15 protein-coding genes and 1 pseudogene are annotated in these 18,085 nt (G+C 40.5%); 7 read left to right on the top strand and 9 right to left on the bottom strand.

The annotated features are described in order from the left end of the window. Positions 1 to 9: 9 nt before the first annotated feature. A complete protein-coding gene (locus tag LBQ60_10085; protein MDR2038261.1) occupies positions 10 to 1,107 on the bottom strand; it encodes a family 20 glycosylhydrolase in 1,098 nt (365 codons plus the stop codon). Between the two features lie 188 nt (positions 1,108 to 1,295). Then, a complete protein-coding gene (locus LBQ60_10080; GenBank protein ID MDR2038260.1) occupies positions 1,296 to 2,102 on the bottom strand; it encodes a ThuA domain-containing protein in 807 nt (268 codons plus the stop codon). 279 nt (positions 2,103 to 2,381) lie between these two features. Between LBQ60_10080 and LBQ60_10075 the strand changes: the two genes are divergently transcribed. Further along, positions 2,382 to 3,104, top strand: a complete 723-nt coding sequence (locus LBQ60_10075) for a DUF1080 domain-containing protein (GenBank protein ID MDR2038259.1) — start codon at positions 2,382 to 2,384, stop codon at positions 3,102 to 3,104. 209 nt (positions 3,105 to 3,313) lie between these two features. On the opposite strand, the gene LBQ60_10070 is transcribed toward LBQ60_10075, so the two are convergent. The 7 genes and pseudogenes from LBQ60_10070 to cls all read right to left on the bottom strand — a co-directional run bounded on the left by LBQ60_10070 (position 3,314) and on the right by cls (position 11,890). Beyond that, positions 3,314 to 4,183, bottom strand: coding sequence for a radical SAM protein (locus LBQ60_10070; GenBank protein ID MDR2038258.1), 870 nt, complete (start codon positions 4,181 to 4,183; stop codon positions 3,314 to 3,316). A gap of 4 nt (positions 4,184 to 4,187) precedes the next feature. Beyond that, on the bottom strand, positions 4,188 to 4,859 hold the full coding sequence (locus LBQ60_10065; GenBank protein MDR2038257.1) for a DUF1080 domain-containing protein: 672 nt from the start codon (positions 4,857 to 4,859) through the stop codon (positions 4,188 to 4,190). 202 nt (positions 4,860 to 5,061) lie between these two features. Then, complete coding sequence (locus tag LBQ60_10060) at positions 5,062 to 6,915, bottom strand: endonuclease/exonuclease/phosphatase family protein (GenBank protein MDR2038256.1); 1,854 nt, start codon at positions 6,913 to 6,915, stop codon at positions 5,062 to 5,064. Positions 6,916 to 7,149: 234 nt separating this feature from the next. Beyond that, positions 7,150 to 7,446, bottom strand: a pseudogene (locus tag LBQ60_10055) (beta-galactosidase). A 46-nt stretch (positions 7,447 to 7,492) separates the two neighbouring features. Beyond that, positions 7,493 to 8,269, bottom strand: coding sequence for a hypothetical protein (locus LBQ60_10050; GenBank protein ID MDR2038255.1), 777 nt, complete (start codon positions 8,267 to 8,269; stop codon positions 7,493 to 7,495). Positions 8,270 to 8,817: 548 nt separating this feature from the next. Then, positions 8,818 to 10,158 (bottom strand): NADP-specific glutamate dehydrogenase, encoded by a 1,341-nt coding sequence (gdhA, locus tag LBQ60_10045; GenBank protein ID MDR2038254.1) that lies wholly within the window; start codon positions 10,156 to 10,158, stop codon positions 8,818 to 8,820. Between the two features lie 274 nt (positions 10,159 to 10,432). Next, positions 10,433 to 11,890 carry a cardiolipin synthase gene (gene cls, locus LBQ60_10040; GenBank protein MDR2038253.1) on the bottom strand — a complete coding sequence of 486 codons (1,458 nt, stop codon included), beginning with the start codon at positions 11,888 to 11,890 and terminating at the stop codon, positions 10,433 to 10,435. 246 nt (positions 11,891 to 12,136) lie between these two features. On the opposite strand from cls, the gene LBQ60_10035 reads away from it, so the two are divergent. From LBQ60_10035 to LBQ60_10010, 6 genes are all read left to right on the top strand, one after another. Further along, complete coding sequence (locus LBQ60_10035; GenBank protein ID MDR2038252.1) at positions 12,137 to 12,931, top strand: glycogen/starch synthase; 795 nt, start codon at positions 12,137 to 12,139, stop codon at positions 12,929 to 12,931. Positions 12,932 to 12,988: 57 nt separating this feature from the next. Beyond that, the gene (locus tag LBQ60_10030; protein ID MDR2038251.1) at positions 12,989 to 13,507 is read left to right on the top strand and encodes a CvpA family protein; all 519 of its coding nucleotides are present in this window, start codon (positions 12,989 to 12,991) and stop codon (positions 13,505 to 13,507) included. A gap of 26 nt (positions 13,508 to 13,533) precedes the next feature. Then, positions 13,534 to 15,234 carry a C45 family peptidase gene (locus tag LBQ60_10025; protein MDR2038250.1) on the top strand — a complete coding sequence of 567 codons (1,701 nt, stop codon included), beginning with the start codon at positions 13,534 to 13,536 and terminating at the stop codon, positions 15,232 to 15,234. Between the two features lie 68 nt (positions 15,235 to 15,302). Further along, positions 15,303 to 15,839: a peptidylprolyl isomerase gene (locus LBQ60_10020; GenBank protein ID MDR2038249.1), complete on the top strand. Its 537-nt coding sequence runs from the start codon at positions 15,303 to 15,305 to the stop codon at positions 15,837 to 15,839. Between the two features lie 75 nt (positions 15,840 to 15,914). Continuing rightward, on the top strand, positions 15,915 to 16,646 hold the full coding sequence (locus LBQ60_10015) for a 3'-5' exonuclease (GenBank protein ID MDR2038248.1): 732 nt from the start codon (positions 15,915 to 15,917) through the stop codon (positions 16,644 to 16,646). Positions 16,647 to 16,755: 109 nt separating this feature from the next. Beyond that, entirely contained in the window at positions 16,756 to 18,036 is a 1,281-nt protein-coding gene (locus tag LBQ60_10010; protein ID MDR2038247.1) for a serine hydroxymethyltransferase, read from the top strand. The last annotated feature ends 49 nt before the right edge of the window (positions 18,037 to 18,085 follow it).

Below are 18,085 nucleotides of genomic sequence, written 5' to 3'. Positions count from 1 at the left end.
TTCTTATTTCTATTGATTCAAATTCTTAAATTCTGCAATCAGTTGCTTCAAACAGGTGGCATCCGATTCTTCTTTTTTATAGGTCTCTTTATCATAGTATGATTTCAGGAAAGAATCTGCGCCGGACCACACGGTCTGTATCATCCCCCGGAAATGCCGGGCTGTTTCTTTTACCGATTGCTGCCGGAAACGCAACATATCGTTCAACTGAACGGTGGCCAGTTGTGGTTTTCTCCAGGGACAGGTAGCTACATCAAAACCTTTCATGGCAAAATAAACGGGAGTCAGATCGGCTCTTTCATAATGCCAGTCGCAGATAAAAACATCCTTTGGGATCATGTCTATAGCACGATGGGTCTGGTTCATGCTTCCTTCCCACATGCCTATTCCTGTGGTTTTTCCGTCGATCAACCTGTCGCCCCATATATATAAGCGTCCGTTCCGCTGCTGTAAATGCTGGTGTATCCGGGTCACTTCCCCGGCAAATAGTTCGGCTTTGTCCCGTCCGGAACAACGGGGACATTTGTCGTCACCTATGTAGAATACTTCATCCATTCCTGCATGAAACAGATTCGTCTCGAAAGCATCCAGTAATTCATCTACCAGCTCGAAAACAATTTTATGTACATCCGGATGCAACGGACAATAGCTTTTACAATACAGGCCATCAGGATTAGGCCACTCATATTTTTCCGGCATTTTCACATGGGGCGTTTCGTCGAATTCGGGGTACACTTTTAATAAATTGCCAATTTGTCCCGCCCATGACTGGTGTCCCAAAAGATTCACCTGCGGTGCGATTTGTATGTTATACTTACTGCATATATTCACTATGCGTTTCACATCCGCTTTTGATAATGTAACAGGATCACGAAGCTCGGGATGGGTTTCATAGGCATAGTTAAAATCGACACGTAATATTAACAGGTTAAACTGTGCCGGGGCCAGTTCCGTTTCAATGAATTTCAGAAACAGTTCCAAACCGGAGGGAGAAGGTGCCGCTATAGCCAATCCACGTACCGGAAGTTTTTCATCCAGCATACTTTGCTCCTGTGCCTTAGTAAGGCAGGATGTCATTAAGATGATGGCCAACAAAAAATATCTCATATCTAATAATTCAATTATCGGATTGCAATGTTACATTCGATTACCTAAACAGTGGTTTGATCTCTTTCAAAAAAGGTTTGATTACAGTTATTTTTATAATTAAAAAGTGAAATTAAACTATGAATGATAAACTATGAATGATAAACATTGCATGAAGCTATTCATCGTTTATAGTTCATCATTCATCATTATTTCTTAAGATTCCTCTGCTCTTTGAACGGGTCTCCCTTTTTATCAGTGGAAAGTACCCAACGAAAAGCATTGATGAACAACAATTTTTGCGTGGCATCGGAAAATTCATCGTCGCCATGTCCCATATTCAGGTAAATCATGCGGTATTTCTTGTTGGTCCACACGATCGGGAAATCGCCGAAGTTCACTACGTCTTTTATTCCTAAAGGATAATTATCGGGAGAAATAGAAACCAGCACTTCTATATCTTTATTTTCCCGGGGGCTTGGGTTCCACTGATACCATTCGCTTTCGGGAACAATAAAAGATGCCGGCAGATTTTTGGTGATGGGGTGATTGGGATTGTCCACCACTACCTTGACCGGTTGCGGCGGCCAGTTATTACAATAGAAAACACCTCCTCCCAGAAAATCGAGCAACCATGGCCAGTTGGTGTTCTTGTCATTATATGCCGCCACATGGAAGCCCATCCATCCGCCGCCGTTTTCCATATACTGCTGGAATGCTTCGCGTTGCGCTTTGTTGGTGGGATAACCGTTCAGCATCACTACAATGTCGTACTCTTTCAGTTTTTCATAGGGATATTCGGACAAATCCATGGTCGTATGCAGGATAAATCCATTGCCGTAGTTCAGCTTTTTAAAAAACTCAACGCCTTGTTCGGCAAACTCCACATGAGCTCCTTCTGCATGTTTGGTGTGGTATACCAATGCTTTGAAGCGCGGCCCGGAAGCATATTGCGCCGGATACTGTGCCTGAAGTAAAGAAACAGAAGCAAATACCGAAAGAATGAAAGTGAAAATACCGATTCGTAAATTGTTATTTCTCATGATATTATTTTTTTTATGATCAGGGATGTTTTTATGGTACAATATTATAAGTTTATTTTTCATTGCAAGTTTAAAATCTCTCAAAAAAGGTTTGATAACTGTTTTATGATATAGAAAGATCTTATTATCCGTTTAAGTAAAAGTGAAATAATGTTAAAAAAAAATTGATTCTGTATTCAAAGAATTATTGAATAAAAAATATCCCTACCTTCACAGCTTCTTATTCTTTAAAACAATAAAACAATAAAACCAATGAAAAAGATAACATTTTCAATGCTTTTGGTGGTGATGTGTTTCACATCCGTTTGGGCACAAAAAAATAATGTATTGACATCCAAGGAAAAAAAAGGAGGATGGGTACTTTTATTTGATGGTATAAATTTTGATGGCTGGCGTAAATGTAATTCAACGGAAATGGCTTCCAATTGGGTCATTGATGATGAATCGATGAAGGTACTCAGAGGCGAGAGAAAAGGATATGGCCAGGGAGGAGATATATTGTTTGGAAATAAGAAATACAAAAATTTCGAATTGTCCATTGACTGGAAAATAGAAAAAGAAGGTAATTCCGGTATTTTCTATTATGTAGTGGAAGAACCCGGAAAACCGATTTATTCTGCTGCTCCTGAGATTCAGGTACTGGACAACTGGAATGCATCTGATAACAAATTAGCCAATCATCTTGCCGGTTCGCTTTATGATATGATCCCGGCGTTGCCTCAAAATGCCAAACCTGCCGGTGAATGGAACAATATCGTGATACGTGTGAAAGATGGTAAAGTAACACATACCCAGAATGGGGTTAAAGTGGTGGAGTATGAGTTGTGGACTCCTGAATGGAAAGAGTTGGTTGCTAAAAGCAAATTTAAAGATTGGGCAGGCTTTAAAAACGGTCCTGCTAAAGAAGGATACATAGGATTACAGGACCATGGCTATGATTGCTGGTTCAGGAACATTAAAATCCGCGAACTGTAAACTATTGAAAAATAAATAGATTTATCAAAAGCTATCCGTTTTGGGTAGCTTTTTTAGTATCTGTAAGAGAAGGCATTATATAATTGATAATTGGTAATTGATGATTGTGTATTTTTAAGTCACTTATATTGTGAGTTATGTGAACGAGATATGTATAGATATTTGTGGGATTTATTCAATGTGGAACAGACCAATAAGTAACAATATAATTAAAATAATGATAATTGTGTGTCGGGTGGTGGAGTGTAAAAATTGATCCGTGTATTCAGATTCAGCTTGTCGGATAGCTCAGCGAAAGTATTGTATAGTATCCGGTAGTTCGGGCTGTCACAAATATACTGTTCTTTAAAATGAGACTCATATTTACTCTTTATACCTGGAAAGTTTGTATCCAGCATCTGGTAAAAGAAATCCCTTGATCCTTTTCGTAGAGTAACGCCAAACATCGGGAATACATAAGAAGCTCCGGAATCTTTAGCCATTTGAAGTAAGGACTGTAAGTTGTCTTTGGTATCATTAATAAACGGCAGTATGGGCATCAGTGTTACTCCGGTATAAATACCTTTTTTCGCTAAATTTTCCAGGGCAGTAAACCGTTCTGATGTTTTTGGTGCACCAGGCTCCAATTTTTTCGAAAGATGGTCATCTGCCGTTGTAATGGAAAAACTTACTGCAGCATATTTCTGGGAAATTTCCTGCAATAGGTCCGTATCACGGACCACCAGTCGGCTTTTGGTGATGATATGTGTCGGGTATTTATTCTCTGCTATAACCTGTAATGCTTTACGCACCATTCCCAGTTCTTTTTCCAGGGGCATATACGGGTCATTCATGGAACCGGTACCGATGGTATCCCTGATCTTTTTCTTGTTGGATAGTTCCTTTGAAAGTAGTTCGATCGCATTTTTCTTTACACGGATCAGGGATATGTCACCCACTCCGTAACATTCGCTACGTGTATCGCAATAGATACAACCGTGCTGACATCCCCGGTACAGGTTCATGTTGTACCTGATCCCGAAAAATGTATCCTTTTCCTTTAATCTGGATAATATGCTTTTGGCTTCAATATACTGCATCGTTTTACCTGAATTCTTTGATCCGTATATTCCTGACCTGTGCTTTGGAATCCCTGCTTAATTCCTGAAATCCGATATGTCCGCAGAGTGGCCGCTTGTTAAGGGGCACAGCTTCCTTTCCATTGTGTCTCATGACTGTCATGTCATAATCTTTCATATTGAAATCCTGAATCAGTATATCATTCAATTTCACTTTGATATGAGAACCATTGCAGAAGATACGGTATTTATTCCATTCCAAAGGCTTATATACCTGTTGTAGTGGCGCTAAAGCCCTGTATATTCCCCCTGTTAGCTCCGAATCGGCAGCATCCCGGTTGTATCTCAGATCGGCCATCTGCAATTCTATGCCATCAAAAGCCGGATCACCTTTGGCAGGAACCCTCAAGGCACATCCGCTGTTTCCTTTTTCCCCGAGAAGAAATTCAAATTCCAATTCAAAATTACAGTATTCTTTTTTGCTCAATATCCATCCGCCTCTTACTCCTTCATTGGTGAGTATGCCGTTTTTAACCTGCCAGTCAGTTCCTTCCGGAGCCGGATCAGCTACATCTGCCCAATGTCCCGTAAACCATTCTTCCGGTTTTCCATCACCCGGAAATAAAGGCTCCCATTTTGCCGTGCGGCAACCAACCAGACTATAAATCAAAAATCCCAATACGATATATTTATTCATGGGAAGGATATTTTGTTGAACGATGATTTCTTACAAAACTAGTATTTTACTGATTGATCAGCACTAATCGCCCTGATATAATAAAAGAATATCCATCAAATTAACGATGTCGATTTATCGGCGAAAATGTAAAAAGTAAAAAATGTCATCCCACCAATCAATGGAATAATCACAAAATGACGAATCGATTATTTTCTTGATTTTATAGGTCCAGGTTCAAGATCTCTTCACCATTGGCATTCAAAACTTTCAGTGTCATTTTTTTATCCTTTTTCTGCAGGATCATTACAGTGGCATCTTTTTCCTGGTTTCCGCCACCAATGATTACCGGAAAATTATTACCTGCTTCTCCTTTAGGCATGTATCTATACCGGTGCATATGAGCGTTCAGGCAAATATTAAAAGGTGTTTTCGACAAAATTCCTCCCCAGTATTCCAGACATGGATTGAAAGATTTCTCTCCCATACCGTATATGGGAATATGATGCAATAATACCCGTTTTGATGCCTTTTTAAATTCTTTTGATCCCACTTCTTTACGAAGAAAATCAGCCTGGTCTTTCCGGTATTGTGTAAAATCGTTCAAGCCATAATACACCCAATGATCGTCCGGTTTATCTTCACCACAATCAAGCAGAACAAAACGGGTATCACCGATATTAAATGAACCATAGGAGTGTTCACTTACTTTTCCCAGTAAATTCCAGAGAAACATGGAGTATCCTCCCCGGTTTTCGTGGTTACCTCTCAGGTAAATGCTCGGTATATATTGGGAACCGATACCTTTGCTGTAATGGGAAATACTCCGTACGGCAGCTTCTTCACTCTGTACGTCGGCAATACAGTCGCCATTAAAAAAGACCACATCATAAGGGACATTTTTGACCTGTTCGTATAATTTGTCAAATAAGGCATACCTATCATGCAGATCGTTAAAAATAACGGCTGTAAAATCGGTGTTTTGATCATCCCATGTTTTAAAACTGGCCACTTTGCTTGCTACCGTATTTCCGAATTCTTTCTTATACGGTTGGTAAAGGGTTATTTCACGGGAGTAAATCCTGTAATAATAACGTGTTCCCGGCTTCAATCCGGATAGATGGATCCGGTTCAATGTATTGTTGGCCATGGCAATACCTTCCTCCCAGGACTGTACCGGTCGCATGTCGGTACTGTCAGTGCCATATTCCACCCAGCTATGGCAGGGAACATGGGTCAGCCACATTACACTCACTCCATCATTCGACATGTTCTGAAGATAAGCAGGTGTCCGGAATATTTTATCCTTTTCTGCGGCCAACCTTACATCCACAAAAAGCGGTAAATGGTCTGAGGCTACCGGTTCTTTCAATACTCTTGCCTGATGCACCGAATATACCTGTCCCTTCTGTTTATAGCCAAATATGTAATCAATGGTTTCTCTCGGCTCATTGGCCGGGATGGTGAACTGTTTTAGATTATTAAGTGCTATCCAGTCCTCAGATAAGGAAGTAAAAACATCTGATTCAGGTGTTGCATTCATGTCTCCTGCGAGAAATACCGGTTTGTCATACGAAGAGACTGCATGACGGATCATCTCTACGGATGTCCGCCTGTCTTCAGCTTTTAATGAAAAATGCGTACAACAAACAATATACTGCTCAAATTCGGCAATTAACAATGATCTGGCTTCCTCTCTTCCGGGAAGGGAAATGCGTTTCCATGATAACGGTTTTTCTTTGGATAAGATACCAATTCCGTATTTACCGCCATCATAAGGGATGGAAGCGCCATAAACAGTATACATTTTTGTCAGGTCACCCAGTTGTGAAAGTACATCTACCTGTTTACTCCGGTTGGTCACACTGTCCAGTTCCTGCAAGGCTACCACATCCGGCGATACCTTATTGATGATATCTGCTATCCGGTTATAATCGGTTACATTATCCAGCCCCCGGGCATTACGGATATTATAACTCATGATCCTTACGGTATTGTCTGTTTTAGGATATTGTACAGCATGATTCGGAAAAATCACCCATACTACAAGAAAGAAACACAGGAAAAGTTTTTTCATGATCATTGGTGTAAAAATAAAAATGCAATTTAGAAAAAAAGCGGTTGAAAAAAAATGATGATCCGTTTCCGGATACCACCGTTCAATTAAGTATGACTAACTCGCGATCATATGACTTGAATAAAGTGAAAGAATTCAAGGTTATAACTGATGTTGGCCGGACCCCGGAATGATATATGTTAAAGAACGTTAAACGTTGAACTGGTAGATTCTCATTACTCATTTCCATATAGTAGGAGGTGTGGCCGACGGGGTGCACATGATCACTTTAAGTCCATATTTTTTTGCTAGTTCGACCGATTTATCCAACCATGTAAAGTCATATTTTCCTTCTTCGGGTTCCATGGATGACCAGGCAAACTCACCGTAATGAGTGAAACAGAAACCCATTTCAGCCATTTTTTTGATGTCACGTTCCCATTGACTTTCATTCCATTGTTCCGGATAATAATAGGTGCCGAAAGTCATCAGGTCTTCGGTCTTGAAAAAACGTTGGGCTTCCTGAGCCGTGATATCTTTAACGAAAATTATCCATGGTAAAAAAAAAAGAGAAACCGCCACTTCTTCATGATCTTATTTATTGTTTGTTTTTGTCTGATTGATTCCAGATGTCAAGTAGTTTTTCCGGTTCATCGGTGGTGATATAATCGAAGTTTTGTTCAATGAACCACATCATATCTTCTTCCTTGTTCACAGTCCAGGCATTCAGATGTATCCCGTTCTTTTTGAATACATCTATCCAATCAGGATGTTCTTTATAATGAACATCCTGATAATCCAGATATTTAACTCTTCTCTTTAGTATCTCTTCAGGATACATTTCTTTCAATTCATTCTTCCAGCGTCCCAGATAAGCAACAGGAAGGGTAGTATTAGCCAGTAACATGTCAAGGGCATCCAGATCTCCTACAAGGAATTCAACCCAGGGTTCGGCTTTCATTTCTTTTACTTTTGCTAATATCGCTTTTGCATTTTCAAGGGCACGTGGTGTATATTTAGGCGTTTTGATATCAATGATCAGTTTCGTTTGTGCTTGTTTCATTCCTTCTGAAAGGTACTCATGTAAAGTCGGTATTTTCTCTCCGTTTTTTAAGGGTATTTTTATCAGGTCGCTATATCTGGTCGAATCTATTACCATACCATGATGTGTCAGATCATGGTATACAACCAATGAGTCATCAGCCGTGAGATGAACATCCAGTTCCGATCCATGACAATTCAATGCTATCGTAGCCCGAAGCGAAGCAATTGAATTTTGAGGATGTCCGGTGTTTTTCCAGGCTCCCCGGTGAGCGATCACCGGATTTTTATGAAATTGGAACTTTCCTTGTCTTTTGGTGTGACATGCTGTCATACAACATATGAAAATTAATGCAATAACTGAAAAATCCCGCATAATATTCAATGAATTGATACTTTTCTTTATACAAATTACCGTACGATCAATTGTTAAATCAAAACCCGATCAAAATATAAATCGAAATAAATCGAAATATTCTGATCAAAGATAGATATTTTTTAAACATATAAGGGTGTTTAAAAGTGGAAAAATACTCTTTGGTAAGGATATATATCTTTCTTTAAAATGTTCGAATGTAGATTGAGAAAACGGTATTAGTGGGGGAGGGTAAAACAGACAAAATGATCAATATTTTCCGGGTATTTCCTGTCAATACCAGAGGGAGATAAGCAGATATCTGGATTTCAATATCTTTTTTATTTTGTGTGAAGGCATATAGCTGTTTATCAGGTTTAAGGAAGTAAAATGTATGTGTGATTTTTTCTCCAAATAAACCCTATATTTATGGGACACACAAAATTTAATACCGGTTTTTACCGGTGGCATTTACAATTTTTAAAATAAAATGTAGTATTAAGGAGTTTCAGTCGATCAGGAGCATTTTAAATAATCCCCTGGTCGATCATAGCGTTGGCTACTTTCAGGAAACCTGCTATGTTAGCTCCTTTTACATAGTCGATGTAATCATCATTATCGGTTTCACCATATTTAAGGCACGAAGCATGAATATTTTGCATGATCTGGTGCAGGCGCATATCCACTTCTTCCAGTGACCAGTTGAATTTCATTGCATTCTGACTCATTTCTAATCCGGAAGTGGCAACACCTCCTGCATTGGCAGCCTTTCCCGGGGCAAATAAAATCCGGTTTTTTTGAATCAGGTCCACAGCTCCCCGTGTACAGGGCATGTTTGCACCTTCGCAAACGCATATACATCCGTTGTCGATCAGGTTTTGCGCATCTGTTTCATTTAGTTCGTGCTGGGTAGCACAAGGGATAGCAATATCGCATTTAACTTCCCACGGATGAATATCCGGATGGTATTCCGCATCTTCGAATTCGTAAGAGTAAGGTTTGACAATATCATCATTACTGGCGCGCAATTCCTGCATATATTCTATTTTCTCATCACTTATTCCGTTTTTGTCATAGATATATCCGTCCGGACCTGATATGGTGACTACTTTTGCACCTAGTTCGGCAGCCTTTTTCGCGACACCCCAGGCAACATTTCCAAAACCGGACAATGCAATGGTCTTTCCTTCAATTGTTTCTCCAATTGTTGCCAGCATTTCGTTGACAAAATAAACGACCCCGTAACCGGTAGCTTCAGGCCGTATCAGACTTCCACCCCAATTGATCCCTTTTCCGGTGAGGACGCCGTTGTGCTCTCCGGAGAGCTTTTTGTACATTCCGTATAAATAGCCTATTTCACGGCCGGCAACGCCAATGTCTCCGGCAGGAACATCCACTTCCGGGCCGATGATCTTCCACATTTCCAGCATAAAACTCTGGCAGAAACGCATGATCTCGTTGGAAGATTTGCCTTTAGGATCAAAATCAGAGCCTCCTTTGGCTCCTCCCATGGGCAAAGAAGTAAGACTGTTTTTAAAGATCTGTTCAAAGCCGAGGAATTTAAGAATGCTGAGGTTAACACTCGGATGAAAACGTAATCCACCTTTATAAGGCCCTATGGCATTGTTGAACTGAATGCGGAAACCCCTGTTCACATGTACTTTCCCTTCATCGTCCATCCAGGGTACCTTAAATGTCAATACCCTGTCCGGTTCGATCAATCGTTCGATGATACCCGCAGATTCGAACTGCGGATTTTCATTACAGACATCTTCAATAGATTCCAGTACTTCCCGGACTGCCTGATGGTATTCATATTCACCGGGGTTCCGTTTTTCCAAATCAATTAAAATCCGATCGACATTCATGATATTGGTATTTATAAGGTGTGACAATATAATATATACCCAAAAGTATAAAAAATGTTTTTTGTTGGGTATGATTTTTATCAAATTGTTATGTAATCATTCAAAAATATGTGTTGTAAATAGGTTCTTCGGGTAAAAACCTTCCTGTACTTGTGGTGTGGTGGCTTACAATTTGTAAGCAATAACTGGGTGTGAAGTCGAAAAAACCGTTATTTTATGAATGAATTCTGTAAAAAACCGTTATTTTATGAATGAAAGATCATCCGGGTATCAACTACAATAATGGAGAAAGTAATCTGGCGATCCGTTCACCCAGCTTGACCAGCCGACTGCGTCGTTTCCATATCATCAGGTCCAGTTCGATGCTTTCACTGATATCGTCCATAAAAACATCTGCCAGCTCTTTGTTCAATTTTTTGTCGAAAACTGAAGCATTGATTTCAAAATCCAGATCATAACTTCGTATATCCATATTGGCCGAACCGATAATGGATAGATTATCGTCTACTACCATGGTTTTGGAATGTACGAATCCTTTCTGGTAGCGGTAAATCCTGACCCCTACATCCAGTAATTCACGATAGTTGGAGCAGGATGCGGCATTAACGAATCGGGAGTCGGATATGCCGGGTACGAGCAAACGTACATCTACTCCTTTCAATGCAGCAAATTTGATGGCATTCATGATGGTCCCGTTCGGAATGAAATATGGCGTAGTGATATACACCCGGTTCTTGGCAATAGCAATAGCGCCCATAAAAGTCAGCATGATATTGGCCAGTTCCGAATCGGGACCGCTGTCAACCATTTGTACTAACGAATTTGGACGTAATGAATCCGGGGTCATAGTATGAATAGGAAAATATGCTTCGGATAATTCCAGCTGTTGTCCGGCACAAAAGTTCCAGTCCCCGATAAAAGTATATTGTAACCCGAAAATAGCCTGTCCTTTCACCATCAGATGAGTATCCCGCCAGAAAAGCCGGTTTTTTCCATTGTTGATATAACGGTCATCTATGTTGATTCCTCCGACAAAGCCATATTTTCCGTCTACTACAATAATTTTACGGTGATTCCGGTAGTTCATCCTACTGGCCAGCATCGGGATAATAATTTTATAGAACGGATATACTTCTGCCCCTGCCGCACGAAGTTCTTTTTCCATTTTTCCCAGTCGCCTTGATCCGAAATCATCATAAATAAATCTGACCTCTACACCTTCCTTGGCTTTTCTTATCAAAATGTCCTTTACTTTATTTCCGATTTCATCATTGGCATAGATATAATACTCGATATGAATGTGATGTTTTGCTTTTTCAAGTACTTCAAATACTTCAGGGAATTTTTCTTCACCATTGACCAGCAGTTTTACATCTTCCACCGGGAAAAGAGGAAGCCGGGACTTGGAAAGCATCATTTCCGCAATTCCAACCTTATCTCCCAGTAAATCTTTGTGTTTCTCCATTTCCTGGTGCGAAGAAAGTAGGGTATACTGTTTGACCTGCTCGAACAGGGCGTCATTATAAATGATCTTTTTACTGTATAACTTACGTTTGCGGTAATTAAGCCCGAATGAGACATAAAACAGGATACCTACGACGGGAATAAAGATAATGATCAGTACATAACCCAGTGCTTTTACGGAATCGTGCGTATCATAAATGGCCTTAATAGAAACCACAAGGACCATTACAATATATACCAGTTCAATAATAAAAACCAATTTTGTCATAAGCAAAATCTAACGTTGCGGCATGCCGGATAAGCAACAAATGTAATCATTAATTTGAAGAACCGGTTACCAGACCGTAAAATGCTATTCACTTTTCCTAAAACTCATGGGCTATTTTTCCAATTAGCATAATATCAGATCAATAGAGGAATTTTGCTTTTTTCTACACTTGGGGTATTGTTTATATTCGATTTTTTTTTATTATCTTTGCACAATTATTTTTATTAGTATTTTTACAAAAGAAGCATGAAGGTATTATTTATAGCTCAAGAAATTACACCATACCTTCCCGAAACAGAAATGTCGGTTATCTGTCGAAATTTACCGCAGGGAATCCAGGAACAAGGGAAAGAAATCCGGACATTTATGCCTAGGTATGGTTGTATTAATGAGCGAAGAAACCAATTGCATGAGGTAATTCGGTTATCGGGGATGAACCTGATCATTAATGACACTGATCACCCGTTGATCATCAAAGTAGCTTCCATCCAATCGGCAAGGATGCAGGTTTATTTCATTGATAATGATGATTATTTCGGAAGGAAAAACATTTTATCTGATGATAAGGATGGATATTTCCCGGATAATGATGAGCGGGCTATTTTCTTTGCACGTGGCGTTTTGGAAACAGTTCGTAAATTACGCTGGGTTCCGAATGTAGTGCATTGCCATGGGTGGTTCACAGGATTAGTACCCCTCTATGTGAAAAAGGCTTTCCGAGAAGATCCTCTGTTTTCCAAGGCTAAAGTTGTATATTCTTTATACGGTGATGCTTTTGACGGTTCCTTTGCCCCGGATTTCAAAACAAAAGCAATTACCGACGGCGTGTCTAAAAAAGATGTAGCCGTCTTGAACGATGCCGACTATGTGGCTTTAAGTAAGCTGGCAATCAACTTTTCGGATGGCTTTATAACCGTAGGCGATTCTGTCCATCCTGAAGTACTGGAATATCTCGATTCTACTAAAAAACCGGTCATTCAACATCATAACGATACTTATATCCAGGATTACGGGGCCTTTTATGAAAAAATTATGCCCTAGTACCCTTTCTTTGGATGTATACTATCCTGTTCTATTACCATTAACCCTTTCCATATCATGAATTATGTAATCGACATCATTATTCTGGTGTGTCTGGGATGGGGTGCGTATAAGGGATTCAAAAAGGGATTTATCATTCAAAGTTTTGCTATTATCGCACTGATCCTTGGTATCTGGGGTGGATTCACTCTCTCGGGAAAGGTATCTCCTTTATTGATGCAACATTTTAATATCGGCGAACTGGCATGTTCCATTGTCTCTTTTGTGATTGTCTTTTTAATTGTGTTGATATTGGTGTACCTGACCGGATATATTGTCACCAAACTGGCTAATGTAGCAACACTTGGGCTGATTAACCGCTTAGCCGGCGCTACATTCGGAATATTTGCCAACGCCATTATATTAAGTCTGATCATTGTATTGCTCAATAAGATCAATGACCAGAAACATTTCATATCCGAAGAACAACTGGAAAGAACGTATCTATACGAACCGGTCGGAAAGCTGGCACCAGTTATTTTTCCGGAAAAGTTTTTTGAAAAGGTAAAAGACAACCTGATGCAGGGCGTTCTCTGATTTTTTTCACAGATTCAAACAGTAAGATGAAGATAAAATTCCGGCATATATTATTAGTGATACTGGCTGTTTTCATGATCTTAATCATAGTGGCTGTCGTTTATATACGGAACATTCATATTCCTCCGCCAGACATCAAAGATACGACTTGTATACAATGGCAGCGAACACAGGTAAATGATAGTTTATATTTTGTCGGTAATAACTGGTTACATCGGAGTCCCGGCGGATTGTGGGAAGTCTATCTGGAAGGAAACGCTTTTGAACGTGGTGTAGCTTTCGGAAAACTGACCAGGGAATTGCTCGAATACCAGGAGGATGCTTTTGTTGAGATGATCAATCAATATGTCCCGTCTCCTTCTTACCTCAATTTTTTGCGTTATTTTGTTGCTTTTTTCAACCGGAATTTACCCGAATATATTCCGGAAGAATACCAACAGGAAATTTATGGCGTTTCTTTATCGACCTCTTCCCGTTTTGATTTTATTGCTCCTGCCTATTTGCGGCAACTCAACTATCATGCAGCACACGATATCGGACATGCCCTACAGAACATGAATCTGGTGGGTTGTACTTCATTTGCCCTATGGGACAACCGGACACAAGACAATCAGCTGCTCATAGGCCGTAATTTCGATTTTCATGCCGGTGAACGTTTTGCTGAGAACAAATTGTTGTGTTTTGTTAATCCGGACACGGGTTATCCGTTTGTAATGATTGGTTGGGCAGGGATGTGCGGTGTATTGTCGGGCATGAACGAAAAAGGATTGACGGTAACGATCAATGCCGCCAAATCCGGTATCCCGACCAGTTCTGCCATGCCTGTTTCTTTGCTGGCACGGGAAATCCTGCAATATGCATCCACAATACAAGAAGCGCAACGAATTGCAGGGAAACGACAGGTTTTTGTTTCCGAGTCCTTTTTGATCGGCTCTCTTTCAGACAATAAAGCAGCTGTCATTGAAAAAACACCGGAGAAAACTGCATTGTATACTTCATCAGGGAACCAGATCGTGTGTACCAACCATTTTCAGGGCAAAGCTTTTGCTGATGATGCAATGAATATCGAAAATATCAGGGAAAGCGACAGTCCATACCGTTATGCACGGGTCCGTGAATTATTGGAAGGAAAAAGTGGGGTGGACGAACATTTAACAGCGTCAATACTTCGGGAAACAAGAGGTCTGAATGATAAGCATATCGGATACGGAAATGAAAAATCCATCAATCAGTTGATCGCACATCATTCTGTAATATTCCATCCTTCTGAAAAGAAATTTATAGTGTCTACCCATCCATATCAGCTGGGGGAAATGAAAGCTTACCGGATGGACAGCATTTTCACCATGACCGCTGACCGTCTTCTTCAAGCTAAAGATTTGTCTTATGCTGCGGAAAATATACCAGCCGACACCCTCTTATATTCCATTGATTATGCCCATTTTTTACAGTACAGGCAGATGCGTGATTCTTTAAAAGCCGGTATAAGTAAGAAAAATGAGATAACGGTTGATGAATCATTCAGGGATCGCTTTATATCCAGTAATCCGGAAATGTATGATGTATATCATTTGCTGGGAGACTGGTACGAATCCCGGGAAGAACCGGATCAGGCTGTCTCTTATTGGAAAATGGCTCTTTCTAAGGAAATTCCGCGACTCAGGGAAAAAGAAAATTTAGAGAAAAAAATACAAAAACATCAAAACAAAGTATCGATCCGTCCTTAAAAAATTTTGAAAGTTCAAGATATTCGGATTACTTTGTCGTTTCATATCATATTTAACCAATCAATCTAATGAACATTTCGAAAAACAAAGTAGTGTCATTGTCCTACGAGCTTCGTCTCGAAAAAAAGGACGGTGAAATCATAGAAACTGTAAATGCTGACCGCCCTTTGGTATTTATATACGGAACAGGTAACCTTTTGCCTGAATTCGAACGTAATATCGAAAACCTGAAAACAGGTGATGATTTTGCTTTTCTGTTGACCAGTGAAAATGCATATGGTCCGGCAGTGGAAGAAGCATTGGTGGAAATACCCAAAACAGCTTTTATGGTAGATGGGGAAATTGACCAAGACTTGTTGTTCGAAGGAAATGCTATTCCTATGACTGACTCGCAGGGAAATCACCTGAACGGCATTGTTGCCGAAGTAAAACAAGATACTGTAGTCATGGATTTCAACCACCCTTTGGCCGGAGATGACCTATACTTCACCGGAACAGTAGTGGATGTCCGTGACGCTACTGCCGAAGAACTGGCACATGGTCATATTCACGGTGGAGGTTGTTCTCCTGATGATTGTGGCTCCTGTGACGGAAGTTGCCACTAATATTCAAGACAATCCTGTTGGCCCGAAATGAATTCGGGCCAACAACTTTTATACGACTAACTTTAAAAACATCAAATGCTGGATCATATTTATCTTGAAGATATTCTTTTTCTGGATATTGAAACGGTTCCCCAATCTCCTGATTATTCAGGACTGGATGAAACTTCACAGTATCTCTGGGAGCTGAAATCGGCATCATTTTGCAAAGAAGGGCAAACTGCCGGTGATGTGTACGAAAGAGCCGGTATATATGCAGAATTTGGAAAAATCATCTGTATCTCGGCCGGATTCATCCATAAACATACCGATGGGGGACTGGCCTTCCGGATAAAATCCTGTTATAATGACGATGAATCAACCCTGTTGAAAGAGTTTTCGGATCTGGTGTCCCGTTTCTCATCACAGCATAAAGTACAATTATGTGCCCATAACGGGAAAGAATTTGATTTTCCGTATATTGCCAGGCGCATGCTGGTGAACACTATCCGGCTGCCTTCTATCCTGGATATTGCCGGAAAAAAACCATGGGAAGTTTCTTTTTTAGATACCATGGAGCTATGGCGTTTTGGGGATTACAAAAGTTACACTTCTTTGAAGACATTGACCCATATTTTTGGTATTCCTTCTCCCAAGGATGATATCGATGGAAGCCAGGTAGCCGGAGTGTACTGGCGGGAGAATGATTTATTACGGATTGTGCGCTATTGTGAAAAAGATGTACTGGCTGTTGCCCAGTTATTACTTAGATATAAAGGAATGGAACTTATAGCCCCTGAATGGGTTAATTCGACTACTTTCCAGAGTTAGGAGCCGCTTTTTCAGATCAAATTTATCCCGTCGACTGAAAGGAGAATACTATTTTATTGGTATCTTTGATGGCTTTAAAATAACATCGAAAATCTATAATCTTATCGTAATGAACAGGGATACACACATTTTTAACTTGATTGACCAGGAACGCGAACGTCAGTTATCAGGTATTGAACTGATTGCTTCCGAAAATTTTGTCAGTGACCAGGTAATGCAAGCCATGGGCACCTGTCTGACCAATAAATATGCAGAAGGTTACCCTGGAAAACGTTATTACGGAGGATGCCAGATTATCGACCAGATAGAACAGACAGCTATCGACCGGGCCAAGGAACTTTTTGGTGCGGAATGGGCCAATGTACAACCTCATTCGGGCGCACAGGCCAATGCGGCCGTGATGTTGGCCTGTCTGAAACCCGGTGATACTTTTATGGGATTCGATCTTTCCCATGGTGGACATCTTTCCCATGGTTCCCCGGTTAATTCATCCGGTATATTGTACCGTCCTGTCGCTTACAAAGTAACGGAAGAGACCGGAAGGATCGATTATGACCAGATGGAAGCTACGGCGTTGAAAGAAAAGCCAAAAATGATCATTGCCGGTGCATCGGCTTATTCACGTGACTGGGATTATGCCCGTATGCGGGCTATTGCCGATAAAATCGGTGCTTTACTGATGGCGGATATTGCCCATCCTGCAGGATTGATTGCGAAAGGACAATTAAATCACCCGTTTCCTCATTGTCATATTGTTACTACTACCACACATAAAACCTTACGGGGACCCCGCGGAGGTATGATCATGATCGGAAAAGATTTTGAAAATCCATGGGGACTGACCACGCCCAAAGGAGAAATCAAGATGATGTCACAATTGCTGGACTCAGCTGTCTTTCCGGGGATACAGGGCGGACCGCTGGAACATGTAATCGCATCCAAGGCAGTAGCTTTTGGAGAGGCACTTACCAACAGTTATCAGGAATATGTCATACAGGTGATGAAAAACGCATCTGCCATGGCTCAGGCAATGATGGATAAAGGCTATAAAGTGATTTCAAACGGAACAGATAACCATAGTATGCTGATCGATTTACGGTCAAAATTCTCTGACCTGACCGGGAAAATAGCTGAAAATGCTTTGGTAAAAGCGGACATCACGACCAATAAAAATATGGTTCCTTTCGATTCGCGTTCTCCTTTCCTCACGTCAGGAATACGTTTAGGTACTCCTGCCATCACCACCAGAGGTGCGAAAGAAGGTCTGATGACAGAAATTGTTGAAATGATCGACACTGTGCTTTCTAATGTAGACAACGATGCAGTCCTGAACAAGGTAAAGGATAAGGTCAACAAAACCATGAAGGATTATCCGCTGTTTGCTTATTAACAGGGAGTCTTTTATTACGTCTGGTCCTATCCGGAACCAGAATAGGAAT

Source organism: Bacteroidales bacterium (assembly GCA_031275285.1).
Taxonomy (GTDB): domain Bacteria; phylum Bacteroidota; class Bacteroidia; order Bacteroidales; family UBA4181; genus JAIRLS01.
The sequence above is the reverse complement of the archived record's forward strand: the minus strand, read 5'-3'. Positions and strand labels throughout refer to the sequence as shown.

Bases quoted from the DNA above. Each gene is read 5' to 3' on its own strand.
- LBQ60_10085 (MDR2038261.1), bottom strand. From the start codon at position 1,107: ATGAGATATTTTTTGTTGGCCATCATCTTAATGACATCCTGCCTTACT.
- LBQ60_10075 (MDR2038259.1), top strand. From the start codon at position 2,382: ATGAAAAAGATAACATTTTCAATGCTTTTGGTGGTGATGTGTTTCACA.
- LBQ60_10070 (MDR2038258.1), bottom strand. From the start codon at position 4,183: ATGCAGTATATTGAAGCCAAAAGCATATTATCCAGATTAAAGGAAAAG.
- LBQ60_10065 (MDR2038257.1), bottom strand. From the start codon at position 4,859: ATGAATAAATATATCGTATTGGGATTTTTGATTTATAGTCTGGTTGGT.
- LBQ60_10060 (MDR2038256.1), bottom strand. From the start codon at position 6,915: ATGAAAAAACTTTTCCTGTGTTTCTTTCTTGTAGTATGGGTGATTTTT.
- LBQ60_10050 (MDR2038255.1), bottom strand. From the start codon at position 8,269: ATGACAGCATGTCACACCAAAAGACAAGGAAAGTTCCAATTTCATAAA.
- gdhA (MDR2038254.1), bottom strand. From the start codon at position 10,158: ATGAATGTCGATCGGATTTTAATTGATTTGGAAAAACGGAACCCCGGT.
- cls (MDR2038253.1), bottom strand. From the start codon at position 11,890: ATGACAAAATTGGTTTTTATTATTGAACTGGTATATATTGTAATGGTC.
- LBQ60_10035 (MDR2038252.1), top strand. From the start codon at position 12,137: ATGAAGGTATTATTTATAGCTCAAGAAATTACACCATACCTTCCCGAA.
- LBQ60_10030 (MDR2038251.1), top strand. From the start codon at position 12,989: ATGAATTATGTAATCGACATCATTATTCTGGTGTGTCTGGGATGGGGT.
- LBQ60_10025 (MDR2038250.1), top strand. From the start codon at position 13,534: ATGAAGATAAAATTCCGGCATATATTATTAGTGATACTGGCTGTTTTC.
- LBQ60_10020 (MDR2038249.1), top strand. From the start codon at position 15,303: ATGAACATTTCGAAAAACAAAGTAGTGTCATTGTCCTACGAGCTTCGT.
- LBQ60_10015 (MDR2038248.1), top strand. From the start codon at position 15,915: ATGCTGGATCATATTTATCTTGAAGATATTCTTTTTCTGGATATTGAA.
- LBQ60_10010 (MDR2038247.1), top strand. From the start codon at position 16,756: ATGAACAGGGATACACACATTTTTAACTTGATTGACCAGGAACGCGAA.